Source organism: Nereida ignava, from assembly GCF_047114695.1.
Taxonomy (GTDB): Bacteria; Pseudomonadota; Alphaproteobacteria; order Rhodobacterales; family Rhodobacteraceae; genus Nereida; species Nereida ignava.
In genome coordinates this window covers 662,628-675,784 of sequence record NZ_CP112885.1, presented here as the reverse complement: position 1 = coordinate 675,784, position 13,157 = coordinate 662,628, and the positions used below count along the sequence as shown (strand labels likewise).

Below are 13,157 nucleotides of genomic sequence, written 5' to 3'. Positions count from 1 at the left end.
AAACGCGCACATGTTGCAGGACAAAGACCGCATTTTCACCAATATCTATGGGATGCACGACCGCACCCTCAAAGGCGCGCAGCAGCGTGGTCATTGGGATGGAACCGGCGCGCTGATAAAAAAAGGCCGTGACTGGATCATCGACGAGATGAAAGCCTCCGGACTTCGTGGGCGCGGCGGCGCGGGCTTCCCGACCGGTTTGAAGTGGTCGTTCATGCCCAAAGAAAGTGACGGGCGTCCCAGCTATTTAGTTGTGAATGCGGATGAGTCTGAGCCGGGCACATGTAAAGACCGCGAGATTATGCGTCACGATCCTCATACATTGATCGAGGGTTGTTTGATCGCGTCTTTCGCAATGAATGCCAACGCCTGCTACATCTACATTCGCGGCGAATACATCCGCGAAAAAGAAGCCCTGCAAGCAGCTATCGACGAGGCCTATGAAGCCGGTCTGGTGGGTAAGAACGCTGCGAAATCGGGTTGGGATTTTGACATCTATCTGCACCACGGTGCGGGTGCTTATATTTGCGGTGAAGAGACTGCGCTTCTGGAAAGCCTTGAGGGCAAAAAAGGTATGCCGCGCATGAAGCCGCCGTTCCCGGCAGGTGCTGGGCTTTATGGCTGCCCCACAACGGTGAACAATGTCGAATCAATTGCTGTGGTGCCAACTATCTTGCGCCGTGGCGCGTCTTGGTTCTCTGGCTTTGGTCGGGACAATAACAAGGGCACGAAGCTCTTTGCTATTTCCGGTCACGTCAACCAACCCTGCGTGGTTGAAGAGGCTATGTCGATCACGTTCGAAGAACTGATTGAAAAGCACTGCGGCGGTGTTCGTGGCGGGTGGGATAACCTTAAGGCGGTTATCCCAGGTGGTTCATCCGTTCCCTGTGTGCGCGGCGAAAACATGCGCGATGCGATTATGGATTTTGATTACTTGCGCGGCAAGCTTGGCTCAGGCTTGGGGACCGCAGCGGTGATCGTGATGGATCAGTCCACCGACATCATCAAAGCGATCTGGCGTCTTTCCAAGTTTTACAAGCATGAATCATGCGGTCAGTGCACGCCCTGCCGCGAAGGTACCGGCTGGATGATGCGCGTGATGGAACGTTTGGTGACTGGTGAAGCAACGCCAGAAGAAATCGACATGCTTTGGGATGTTACCAAGCAAGTTGAGGGTCACACAATTTGTGCGCTTGGTGATGCGGCTGCGTGGCCAATCCAAGGTTTGATCCGTAATTTCCGTGATGAAATCGAAGACCGCATCAAACACAAGCGGGTACGCCCTGCTGCTGTTGCCGCTGAGTAAGCGGAACACATAAATCAAACAAACGGCGCGCATTACATTGCGCGCCGTTTCTGTTTGGCCCGTGTGGACATGTTTTGGTGGGCTGTTATTGAATAACGCGGCGGCTAACGACATGCTCAGCAGACATAAGTGCGTTTGTTAATTTGGAGGACGTTCCCTCATGAAATCTATCCTATTTGCTGTGGTTTTCGTAATGAGCAGTGCGCAAGCTTCTTTGGCAAAAGAGCCGTTGAGTAACGTTGATTATATTAACGATCGGCTTTTTGCAGCTGCAGTTGGGGATCAGATCAGACGCAATTGTGACCGCATTTCTGCGCGGATGTTGCGGGTGCTTGCAGATGCGAACAGGCTGAAAAACCATGCAGTGGCACTTGGCTACACCGAGACAGAGATTAACGCCTACGTGAAAAACGACGCTGAGAAAGCGAAGATGAAGCAGCGCCGCGATGCGTATCTGGCGGACAACGGTGCCTTGGGGCAGGGGGCTGAGGCCTACTGCGCACTTGGGCGGGCAGAGATCGCGCGTGGCTCGCTAATCGGGTCGCTGCTAAAAGCGCGCTAAAATCGGTCACAAGTGGTGGACAACGCAGCGCCTAGGCGATAGTGCGTGGGCGTAACAAACAGATGGCGGCCATGCTCTTTCGCCAAGGCAATCTACGGTCGCATTTGTCGCGAAAGCAAAACGGGAACCGATGCAATGGCAGACCTGCGCAAAGTCGTAATTGATGGCAACGAGATCGAAGTAGACGGTGCCATGACCCTGATCCAAGCCTGCGAAGAAGCTGGCGTTGAGATCCCTCGTTTTTGTTACCACGAACGTCTTTCTATCGCGGGCAACTGCCGTATGTGTTTGGTTGAGGTCGTAGGCGGCCCACCCAAGCCAGCGGCGTCTTGTGCGATGCAGGTCCGCGATTTGCGTCCTGGTCCCGAAGGCCAAGCGCCAGTGGTCAAGACAAACTCGCCCATGGTGAAAAAAGCCCGCGAGGGCGTTATGGAATTCCTGCTAATCAACCACCCGCTTGATTGCCCGATTTGCGATCAGGGGGGCGAGTGTGACCTTCAAGACCAAGCCATGGCTTATGGCGTAGACTTCTCACGCTTCCGCGAAGCAAAGCGCGCGACGGATGATCTTGATCTTGGGCCGCTTGTGGAAACCCACATGACCCGCTGCATTTCATGCACGCGCTGCGTTCGCTTTACGACCGAGGTCGCGGGCATTCACCAAATGGGCCAGACGGGCCGTGGTGAAGATGCTGAGATCACCTCGTATCTTGGTGAAACGCTCGATTCCAACATGCAGGGTAATATCATTGATTTGTGCCCTGTAGGTGCGCTTGTTTCAAAGCCCTACGCATTCACGGCGCGCCCTTGGGAATTGACCAAAACAGAGTCGATTGACGTGATGGACGCGCTTGGCTCCAACATTCGCGTTGACACCAAAGGCCGTGAAGTGATGCGCTTTTTGCCGCGCAACCACGACGGCGTGAACGAAGAGTGGATTTCGGACAAAACCCGTTTCGTGTGGGATGGTCTGCGCCGCCAGCGTTTGGATACACCTTATTTGCGTGAGAACGGTAAGCTGCGACCAGCGACGTGGCCCGAAGCGCTTTCTGCTGCTGCAGCAGCGATGAAGGGCAAAAAAGTTGCGGGCCTCGTTGGGGATCTTGCGCCGACTGAGGCGGCGTTTGCATTGAAAGCTTTGATCGAAGGACAAGGCGGCAACGTTGAGTGCCGGACTGACAATGCAAAGCTGCCTGCGGGCAACCGTGGTGCATATGTCGGTACGGCGACTGTTGAAGACATCGATTATGCAGATAAAATTCTGCTTGTTGGCGTTAACCCTAAACTTGAAAGCCCCGTTCTTAATGCGCGCATTCGCAAGGCTTGGAGCCGCGGCGCGGATGTGGTTGTCGTGGGTGAAGCGGTTGATCTGACTTATGAGTATGAGCACATGGGCAATGACCGTGCGGCGCTTGCTTATCTAGCGGGCTTGGATATGAGCGCGCTGCAAGATGTGGACTCTATCTGCATCGTTGGTCAGGGCGCGTTGAACGAGGCTGATGGCGAGGCTGTTTTGGCTACGGTTCAAGGCATCTGTGAGAAGTCAAATGGCAAGCTGATGGTGCTTCATACAGCTGCGTCGCGCGTTGGTGCGATGGATGTTGGTGCGGTTACTGACGGTGGGATGACTGCCGCAATTGAAGGCGCGGAAGTGATTTATAATCTTGGCGCGGATGAGGTTGATGTGGCTGCTGGCCCGACTGTCATCTACCAAGGCAGCCATGGCGACCGCGGTGCGCACCGTGCTGACATTATCCTGCCAGCGGCGGCATACACCGAAGAAAACGGTTTGTTTGTGAACACCGAAGGTCGCCCACAACTTGCGATGCGCGCTGGTTTTGCGCCGGGGCAGGCGAAAGAGAACTGGGCGATCTTGCGTGCGCTATCCGCTGAGTTGGGCGCGCAATTGCCTTACGACAGCCTCGCACAGCTGCGCAGCGCCATGATCGCTGCACACCCGCACCTTGGCCAAATTGATGAAGTTGCGGAAAACGCCGTTATCGCATTGCCGAGTAAACCGCTTGGTAAGGCAAACTTCAAATACGCTGTGAGTGATTTCTATCTCACCAATCCAATCGCACGTGCGTCTGCGCTGATGGCCGAGCTGTCGGCAAATGCAAAAGCACGCGCATCAAACAAGCTAGCGGCGGAGTAAAATCCCCGTGCGGTGGAGCGTCGCGTGTCTCATAGGGCTGGCCGCGTGTCAGCCTGTGCAGACATCACAAAATGCGGCGTTTTCACTAACATACGAAGGAATACGAACCGATTTGCTCGACGGTGACTTGGTCAACTTTAACGTAACAATGCGCGGCGCGCGCACAGAGGCTGATTTGCGAGCCTACGCTGAATGCGCTGCTGCCCAGTATACGTTGATCCGGGGCTACGGTTTTGCGCGCCACGTGCGCACGACGACAAAGATGCAGGGTGGAAAGTGGCATGCAGATGCTGTTTACACCATTTCGCCAGCACTGCCGCGAGGTGTCAGTACGATTGACGCTGAAGTGGCTGTTGCGAACTGCAAGGAACTGGGAATACCGACGGTGTGAGGACCAATGGCTGATTTTCTAAATACGGGTGCCGGAATGGCGCTGATCATTGTGGCCCAAACGTTGGCGGTTGTCGCGTTTGTCATGGTTTCGCTTCTTTTCTTGGTCTACGGCGACCGTAAGATTTGGGCGGCTGTCCAGATGCGCCGTGGCCCTAACGTTGTTGGTGTGTTTGGCCTTTTGCAAACTGTGGCTGACGCGCTCAAATACGTCGTCAAAGAAGTTGTTGTTCCAGCGGGTGCGGACAAAACGGTCTTCATGCTTGCCCCGCTTACAAGCTTTGTGCTGGCATTGATCGCTTGGGCAGTTATTCCGTTCAACGATACTTGGGTTCTGGCCGACATCAACGTGGCTATCTTGTACGTTTTCGCGATCTCGTCACTTGAAGTGTACGGAGTGATTATGGGTGGTTGGGCGTCTAACTCTAAATACCCTTTCCTTGGCTCTTTGCGGTCTGCCGCACAGATGATTTCTTATGAGGTATCGATTGGCCTCATTATCATTGGCGTCATTCTGTCTACTGGCTCGCTTAACTTTGGTGACATTGTACAGGCGCAGGAAGGTAGTCTTGGGTTTTTCAACTGGTACTGGTTGCCGCACTTCCCAATGGTTTTCTTGTTCTTCATCAGCTGTTTGGCTGAAACGAACCGTCCGCCGTTTGATCTTCCCGAAGCGGAATCTGAATTGGTCGCTGGCTATCAAGTTGAATATTCATCCACACCGTTTTTGTTGTTCATGGCGGGTGAGTACATCGCGATCTTCTTGATGTGCGCATTGATCTCGCTGTTGTTCTTTGGTGGTTGGTTGTCCCCGATCCCGTTCTTGCCTGACGGTCCGCTATGGATGGTTGGTAAGATGGCGTTCTTCTTCTTCCTCTTTGCGATGGTTAAGGCGATCGTGCCACGCTACCGCTATGACCAACTGATGCGCTTGGGGTGGAAAGTATTCCTGCCGTTTTCGCTTGTGTGGGTCGTGTTTGTAGCCTTCGCAGCAAAGTTTGACTGGTTCTGGGGCATCTACGCCCGTTGGGACCTCATTGGGTAAGGATCAGAAAATGGCAAATATCGATTATACGCGCGCTGCTAAATATTTTCTGTTGGCAGACTTCTTTAAGGGCTTCAAACTCGGCCTGCGCTACTTCTTTGCGCCTAAGGCAACATTGAACTACCCGCACGAAAAAGGCCCGTTGAGCCCGCGTTTTCGCGGCGAACACGCTTTGCGCCGTTATCCAAACGGGGAAGAGCGTTGCATTGCGTGTAAGTTGTGCGAGGCGGTTTGCCCTGCACAGGCTATCACCATTGACGCCGAGCCCCGTGATGACGGCAGCCGCCGTACCACGCGTTATGACATCGACATGACCAAGTGCATCTACTGTGGTTTCTGCCAAGAAGCCTGTCCGGTTGATGCAATCGTTGAAGGCCCAAATTTTGAGTTTTCAACAGAAACGCGTGAAGAGTTGTATTACGACAAGACAAAATTGCTCGAGAACGGTGACCGCTGGGAAGCTGAAATTGCGCGCAACCTCGAGATGGATGCGCCCTACAGATGACCAAGACGCCCGAAAATCCTTTTCAGGCTTTCCTTGATCAGTCCGCAGATTGGACCAAGGAAATGGCACCGCACATGGAACGTTTCATGGGCGGTAACTGGTCGTCTGCGGAATGGATGCAGAGCATGGAAAAGGCCATGGGCGCGATGAGTAAAGAGATGCTTGATGCGACCATGGGCGGCACCGCCAACGCAGGGGGCTTGGACGCCAAGACCCGTTTGTTGGTGTCACTTGCAGGGTTTGTTGCACAGGGTGCGACAGCCGATGCGCAGATCAAGATCACTGTTAGCAACGCGCACACAGCCGGTGCGACAGAACAAGAAATCATGGAGACCATCGCTACGATGTCTCTGTTGGGCGGCATGCCCGCGATGACCAAAGCAATGCAACTGGCCGCAGATGCGTTGAAAGAGAAGGACGACACCGAATGAGTGTGCTGACAATTGCGTTTTACGCCTTTGCGATCTCAACGATCGCCGGGGGGCTTTTCACTGTTATTGGTCGAAACCCCGTTCATTCGGTTTTGTGGTTGATCTTGGCGTTCCTGTCATCCGCAGGTTTGTTCGTCACGTTGGGCGCTGAGTTTGTCGCGATGCTGTTGATCATCGTCTACGTGGGTGCGGTTGCGGTGTTGTTCCTATTTGTTGTGATGATGCTGGACGTCGACTTCGCCGAGCTGAAAGCCGAAATGGCCAAATACGTGCCGATTGCGCTGTTGATTGGTACAGTGTTGTTGATGCAGTTGGCGCTGGCTTTTGGGGCGTGGGAATACGGCGACGGTGCGCTTGAACGTGTTGCGGCGCGTCAGGGTGATCAGCAAAACACGGCGGCTTTGGGCCTGCTCATCTATGATAAATACATCATGCTTTTCCAGCTTTCAGGGTTGATCCTGCTTGTGGCGATGATTGGTGCGATTGTGCTGACGCTGCGTCACCGCCAAGACATCAAGCGCCAAGACGTTGTAGCGCAGATGATGCGCGATCCAGCGAAGGCGATGGAACTCAAAGACATCAAATCAGGGCAGGGCTTGTAACTCATGATTGGCATCGAACACTATCTTACCGTTGCAGCGGCCTTGTTTGTTATCGGTATCTTTGGCCTTTTTCTTAACCGCAAGAACGTCATCATCTTGCTGATGAGCATTGAATTGATGCTCTTGGCGGTGAACATCAATTTTGTCGCTTTCAGCGCGTTTCTTGATGATCTGGTTGGACAGGTATTTACCCTCTTTGTGTTGACTGTTGCCGCGGCTGAAGCGGCGATCGGTCTTGCGATCTTGGTTTGTTTCTTCCGCAATCGTGGCACCATCGACGTTGAAAACGTCAACGTGATGAAAGGCTAATCCAATGGAAACCATCATCTTATTTGCACCCCTCATTGGGGCCTTGATCGCGGGCTTTGGCTGGAAGTTTATCGGCGAAACTGCGGCGCAGTATGTGTCGACTGGTTTGTTGATGTTGGCCGCGGGCCTGTCATGGGTCGTATTCTTGTCGTTTGACGGAGTTACACAATCTATCCAGATCCTGCCATGGATCGAGAGCGGCACTTTTGCGACTGATTGGGCGATACGCCTTGACCGCTTGACGGCAACGATGCTGATCGTGATCAACTCGGTTTCAGCGTTGGTTCACCTTTACTCATTTGGCTACATGGCCCATGATGAGAACTTTAGAGAGGGCGAGAATTACAAAGCGCGCTTCTTTGCGTATTTGTCGTTCTTTACTTTCGCGATGCTGATGCTGGTCACAGCCGACAACCTTGTCCAGATGTTCTTTGGCTGGGAAGGCGTGGGCGTTGCGTCGTACTTGTTGATCAACTTCTATTTCCGCAAACCGTCCGCTAATGCTGCGGCGATGAAGGCGTTTATCGTCAACCGTGTAGGGGACTTTGCTTTTATCCTTGGTATTGCGGGGCTGTACTTGCTGGCAGACAGCGTGAAGTTTGAAGATATTTTCGCCTACATGCCAACACTGGCCGAGCAAACGATCCGCTTCTTGTGGACAGATTGGTCTGCACCGAACTTGCTCGCGTTCCTGCTGTTCGTAGGCGCGATGGGTAAATCTGCACAGTTGCTGTTGCACACGTGGTTGCCTGACGCGATGGAAGGCCCGACGCCTGTGTCGGCACTCATTCACGCGGCGACAATGGTTACTGCGGGCGTTTTCCTCGTATGCCGTATGTCACCGCTGATGGAGTTTGCACCAGTCGCCACAAACTTTGTGGTTATCGTAGGCGCGATCACAGCATTCTTTGCGGCAACCGTGGGCTTGGTTCAAAACGATATCAAGCGCGTGATTGCGTACTCAACCTGTTCGCAGCTTGGCTATATGTTTGTGGCAGCGGGCCTTGGCGTCTACTCTGTAGCGATGTTTCACTTGCTGACACACGCATTCTTCAAAGCGATGCTGTTCTTGGGGGCGGGCTCCGTCATCCACGGAATGCACCACGAGCAGGACATGCGTAACTACGGCGGTCTTCGCAAGAAATTACCGGTGACGTTTTGGGCGATGATGATTGGTACTTTGGCCATTACCGGTGTGGGTATTCCGCTGCTGTACGTCGGCTTCCCAGTTGGCTTTGCCGGCTTCGTTTCCAAGGATGCAATCATTGAGAGTGCGTTTGTAGGTTCAACTTTTGCGTTCTGGATGCTGGTCATTGCTGCATTCATGACAAGCTTTTACAGCTGGCGCCTGATGTTCTTGACCTTCTACGGCAAACCACGGGGTGATAAACACACCCACGAGCACGCCCATGAAAGCCCCAGCGTCATGCTAGTTCCGCTGGTCGTACTGGCCTTTGGTGCAATTTTCGCGGGCATGGCATTCTACAAACCCTACTTTGGTAGCCAAGAAAGCGTTGATAAGTTCTTCGGCATTGGCGTGAAAAAGGGCGAAGCGCATGCGTATTTCGACGCTCCCATGTTGGTAGCACCGGCATACGCAGCTGGCGCGAAGGCAGACGGAGATCATTCAGATCACGACCGCAGCCAAGTCCCCGGTGAAGGTGCCATCTTTATTGGCCCAGACAACCACATGATCCACGAGGCTCACTTGGTGCCGAAATGGGTCAAGCTTAGCCCGTTTTTTGCGATGCTCTTTGGGTTCATCTTGTCATGGTACATGTACATCCGCCGTCCTGATCTGCCCGCAAAATTGGCAGAAAACCAATGGCCGCTGTATAATTTCTTGCTCAACAAATGGTACTTTGACGAGCTTTACGACGCAGTCTTTGTTCGTCTTGCAAAATCACTGGGCCGCTTTTTGTGGACCCGCGGTGATGTGGGCATCATCGACGGTGGCATCAACGGTTTGGCGCTTGGTATTGTGCCGTTCTTCACCCGTTTGGCAGGGCGCTTGCAGTCCGGCTACATCTTTACTTACGCGTTCTCCATGGTGATCGGCCTCGTTGTGCTGATTACGTGGATGACCCTGACTGCTGGATAACGACCCATGGATAACCTTCTCTCCATTGTCACTTTTCTGCCGCTGCTTGGCGCGCTCATTTTGGCGCTGTTTTTGCGTGGCGATGACGAAGCAGCACAGCGCAACGCAAAGTGGGTAGCCCTGTGGGCCACTGCTGCAACGTTCGTTTTTTCGATCTTCATTCTTACCGGTTTTGACGCGTCGAACACCGGCTTTCAGTTTGTCGAAGAACACACATGGTTGATGGGGCTTACATACAAAATGGGCGTTGACGGGATCAGCGTACTGTTTGTGATGCTGACCACATTCCTGATGCCGATTGTGATTGCGTCTTGCTGGGGTGTGACGCACCGCGTCAAAGAATATATGATCGCGTTCTTGCTGCTCGAAACACTTATGCTGGGCGTTTTCTGCGCATTGGACATGGTGCTGTTTTACCTGTTCTTTGAGGCCGGCCTGATCCCGATGTTCCTCATCATCGGCGTTTGGGGCGGGGCGAACCGGATCTACGCGTCGTTCAAGTTCTTCCTCTATACGTTCCTTGGCTCGGTTCTCATGCTGGTTGCGATGGTCACGATGTATATCGAGGCTGGCACGACCGACATCCCTACACTGCTGAGCTTTGAATTTGACAGCGCGGTCTTGGACCTGTTCGGCTTCCACATCTTGGGCGGTTTGCAGACGCTGTTGTTCTTGGCATTCTTCGCAAGCTTCGCGGTAAAGATGCCAATGTGGCCAGTGCACACATGGTTGCCTGATGCACACGTGCAGGCGCCAACAGCGGGGTCTGTCGTTCTGGCGGCGATTTTGCTCAAGATGGGCGGCTACGGTTTCTTGCGTTTCTCACTTCCCATGTTCCCCGTTGGTTCCGAGATCCTGTCACCGCTGGTGTTGTGGATGTCAGCCATTGCGATTGTGTACACATCGCTTGTCGCATTGGTTCAAGAGGACATGAAAAAGCTGATTGCCTACTCATCTGTTGCGCACATGGGCTTTGTGACGATGGGTATCTTCGCTGCGAACCAGCAAGGTGTTGATGGTGCGATTTTCCAGATGATCAGCCACGGTTTTATCTCTGGTGCACTGTTCCTATGTGTTGGTGTTATTTACGACCGGATGCACACACGCGATATCGATGCTTATGGCGGGCTTGTGAACCGGATGCCTGCATATGCGTTGGTGTTCATGTTCTTCACCATGGCCAACGTTGGTTTGCCTGGGACGTCCGGTTTCGTAGGTGAATTCCTGACCATCATTGGCGTGTTCCAAGTGAACACATGGGTGGCAATGGTCGCTGCGACGGGTGTGATCTTGTCCGCTGGCTACGCGTTGTGGCTCTACCGCCGCGTGGTGATGGGTGACCTGATCAAGGAAAGCCTGAAAACAATTACCGATATGACCCGTCTTGAGCGTGCAATTTTTGCACCACTCGTGGTGATGACGCTGTTGTTGGGGATCTATCCCAGCTTGGTGACAGACATCATCGGACCATCGGTTTCCGCCCTTGTTCAAAACTATGACGTGGCCGTCAGCGCATTTGACGCGGCAGCCCAAACCGCTGAAATCGCGGCGCACTAAAGGATCTGAGCTATGACTGCTGACATCAACACTATGCTGCCGGAAATTGTGCTGGCGCTTTATGCCATGGTTGCGCTGATTGCGATTGTCTACACAGGCAAGGATGCCATGGCGCGCTTGTCGCTTTGGATGACGTCGATCGTATTTGTCGGCATGGCCGCGTGGATCGCAACATCGGGCGAGGGCACATCTGTGGCTTTCGGCGGTATGTTTGTGGATGATGCGTTCTCGCGCTTTGCAAAAGTCACAATCCTGTTGTCGGCAGCCGCGGTTTTGTTGATGTCGGAAGAGTATATGACGCGCCGAGATCTGCTGCGTTTTGAGTACCCGCTGTTGGTTGCCCTAGCAGCCGTCGGTATGATGGTCATGGTGTCTGCTGGTGATTTGATGGCGCTTTACATGGGCCTCGAGCTGCAATCTCTTGCGCTTTACGTGGTCGCATCGCTGCGCCGCGACAATGTCAAGTCTACAGAAGCGGGCCTGAAGTACTTCGTGTTGGGTGCGCTGTCATCTGGTCTGTTGCTTTACGGTGCGTCGCTGACATACGGCTATGCGGGCACAACCCTGTTCACTGGCATCGTCGATGCCGCAGGTGACGGGCCTATGTCGCTTGGTCTGATCTTCGGCTTGGTTTTCTTGTCTGTAGGTCTTGCGTTCAAAGTGTCTGCTGCACCGTTCCATATGTGGACACCAGACGTATACGAGGGCGCGCCAACACCGGTCACGGCTTTCTTCGCAACCGCACCAAAAGTTGCTGCCATGGGCCTATTCGCACGCGTGATGCACGATGCTTTCGGTACGTCAGTTGCTGACTGGCAGCAGATCGTCGCCTTCCTTGCGGTTCTCTCGATGTTCCTTGGTGCCATCGCAGCGATTGGACAGACAGACATCAAGCGTCTGATGGCGTACTCGTCCATCGCGCATATGGGTTTTGCTCTGATGGGTCTTGCAGCGGGCACCGCTTTGGGCGTGCAGGCAATGCTGATTTACATGGCTATTTACGTAACTATGAACATTGGTACGTTTGCGTTCATTCTGTCGATGAACAAAGAAGGCCAGCCGGTGACAAATATTTCGTCGTTGAACAGCTTGGCAAGCCGTGAGCCAGTTCAGGCCTTGGCTATGTTGGTACTGATGTTCAGCCTTGCGGGTGTGCCGCCCATGTTGGGTTTCTTTGGCAAATACGGTGTGCTTGTTGCAGCAGTAGATGCCGGTCTGTCATGGTTGGCGATTGCAGGTGTGATTGCATCGGTGATTGGTGCTTTCTACTATCTGCGCATCGTCTACTTCATGTACTTCGGTGAAGCGCAGGACGACATTTCCGTAAAGGCCACTCCGGTGCTGAAGTTGTTCCTTGTCGGTTCTGCTGCGGCAATGCTGTTGGGTGTGATCAACTTGTTTGGCATTGAGGCACCAGCAGCGTTGGCAGCGGCATCACTTGTCAACTGATTGGCCAACAGGCGTCGATTTGATCGAGTTAGATCAAGTTGACAGCACCATGGCAGAGGCGGCGCGACGCGCGCCGTCGCTTACATCTCCCACATGGATAAGGGCCGATGCCCAGTCCGCAGGACGCGGCCGGTCTGGTCGATCTTGGGGGCACCCCACAGGTAATCTTGCGGCGACTCTTGTGTTCAAGCCGCATTGTTCGGCCCAGCAAGGGGCGCAGCGCAGTTTTTTAGCAGCTAATGCATTGTTTGATGCCTTAAGCGCGTTTGTCCCTGCGTCCAAGCTGGCGTTGAAATGGCCCAACGACGTATTGCTGTCGCGCGGTAAAGTTGCCGGAATTTTGCTTGAGGCGTCTGGCGGGGCTCAGTTGAATTGGTTGTCGATTGGCATCGGTGTGAACCTTGCTCATGCGCCTGTCATTGAAGACGCCGCATTTGGCCCGACAGCGGTCGCACTGCATCTTGATACGCAGGTTGAGGCTCCGACGCCGATGACGTTCTTGAACATACTTGCGGCAAAATACGCATCGCAAGAAGCGCTTCTTGCGACCAAAGGGTTTGATCACATTCGGGCACTATGGCTGTCACGCGCCGCCCGTCTGGGCGAGGTGATTACCGCCCGAACGTCCCGCGACACAATCACTGGAACCTTTCGAGATGTGGACGCGGAGGGCAATCTTGTATTAGAGACCCCCAAGGGTCGTGAAACCGTCACGGCTGCCGACGTATATTTTTAGGAGGCGTGCG

13 protein-coding genes are annotated in these 13,157 nt (G+C 53.7%); all 13 read left to right on the top strand.

All coding sequences use genetic code 11. The features are described 5' to 3' along the window. The first annotated feature begins 10 nt into the window (after positions 1 to 10). The 13 genes from nuoF (at position 11) to OLX08_RS03215 (ending at position 13,147) form a co-directional block, all read left to right on the top strand. Positions 11 to 1,306, top strand: coding sequence for an NADH-quinone oxidoreductase subunit NuoF (gene nuoF, locus OLX08_RS03275; protein ID WP_391482477.1), 1,296 nt, complete (start codon positions 11 to 13; stop codon positions 1,304 to 1,306). 160 nt (positions 1,307 to 1,466) lie between these two features. Continuing rightward, complete coding sequence (locus OLX08_RS03270) at positions 1,467 to 1,868, top strand: DUF5333 domain-containing protein (protein ID WP_391482476.1); 402 nt, start codon at positions 1,467 to 1,469, stop codon at positions 1,866 to 1,868. Between the two features lie 135 nt (positions 1,869 to 2,003). Next, complete coding sequence (nuoG, locus tag OLX08_RS03265; protein WP_391482474.1) at positions 2,004 to 4,022, top strand: NADH-quinone oxidoreductase subunit NuoG; 2,019 nt, start codon at positions 2,004 to 2,006, stop codon at positions 4,020 to 4,022. Between the two features lie 7 nt (positions 4,023 to 4,029). Further along, positions 4,030 to 4,413 carry a hypothetical protein gene (locus OLX08_RS03260; RefSeq protein WP_391482472.1) on the top strand — a complete coding sequence of 128 codons (384 nt, stop codon included), beginning with the start codon at positions 4,030 to 4,032 and terminating at the stop codon, positions 4,411 to 4,413. Between the two features lie 6 nt (positions 4,414 to 4,419). Next, entirely contained in the window at positions 4,420 to 5,457 is a 1,038-nt protein-coding gene (nuoH, locus tag OLX08_RS03255) for an NADH-quinone oxidoreductase subunit NuoH (protein ID WP_048597930.1), read from the top strand. A gap of 10 nt (positions 5,458 to 5,467) precedes the next feature. After that, on the top strand, positions 5,468 to 5,962 hold the full coding sequence (gene nuoI, locus OLX08_RS03250; protein ID WP_048597932.1) for an NADH-quinone oxidoreductase subunit NuoI: 495 nt from the start codon (positions 5,468 to 5,470) through the stop codon (positions 5,960 to 5,962). Next, complete coding sequence (locus tag OLX08_RS03245; RefSeq protein ID WP_391482470.1) at positions 5,959 to 6,393, top strand: carboxymuconolactone decarboxylase family protein; 435 nt, start codon at positions 5,959 to 5,961, stop codon at positions 6,391 to 6,393. Before nuoI ends, OLX08_RS03245 begins: the two co-directional genes overlap by 4 nt. Further along, positions 6,390 to 6,995, top strand: a complete 606-nt coding sequence (locus OLX08_RS03240; protein WP_048597934.1) for an NADH-quinone oxidoreductase subunit J — start codon at positions 6,390 to 6,392, stop codon at positions 6,993 to 6,995. Before OLX08_RS03245 ends, OLX08_RS03240 begins: the two co-directional genes overlap by 4 nt. Positions 6,996 to 6,998: 3 nt before the next feature. After that, positions 6,999 to 7,304 (top strand): NADH-quinone oxidoreductase subunit NuoK, encoded by a 306-nt coding sequence (gene nuoK / locus OLX08_RS03235; RefSeq protein ID WP_048597936.1) that lies wholly within the window; start codon positions 6,999 to 7,001, stop codon positions 7,302 to 7,304. A gap of 4 nt (positions 7,305 to 7,308) precedes the next feature. Next, entirely contained in the window at positions 7,309 to 9,405 is a 2,097-nt protein-coding gene (nuoL, locus tag OLX08_RS03230; protein WP_391482467.1) for an NADH-quinone oxidoreductase subunit L, read from the top strand. 6 nt (positions 9,406 to 9,411) lie between these two features. Then, positions 9,412 to 10,962 carry an NADH-quinone oxidoreductase subunit M gene (locus OLX08_RS03225; RefSeq protein ID WP_391482465.1) on the top strand — a complete coding sequence of 517 codons (1,551 nt, stop codon included), beginning with the start codon at positions 9,412 to 9,414 and terminating at the stop codon, positions 10,960 to 10,962. A 12-nt stretch (positions 10,963 to 10,974) separates the two neighbouring features. Next, positions 10,975 to 12,411 carry an NADH-quinone oxidoreductase subunit NuoN gene (gene nuoN / locus OLX08_RS03220; protein ID WP_391482464.1) on the top strand — a complete coding sequence of 479 codons (1,437 nt, stop codon included), beginning with the start codon at positions 10,975 to 10,977 and terminating at the stop codon, positions 12,409 to 12,411. 19 nt (positions 12,412 to 12,430) lie between these two features. Further along, positions 12,431 to 13,147 carry a biotin--[acetyl-CoA-carboxylase] ligase gene (locus tag OLX08_RS03215; protein ID WP_412535664.1) on the top strand — a complete coding sequence of 239 codons (717 nt, stop codon included), beginning with the start codon at positions 12,431 to 12,433 and terminating at the stop codon, positions 13,145 to 13,147. Positions 13,148 to 13,157 lie beyond the last annotated feature (10 nt).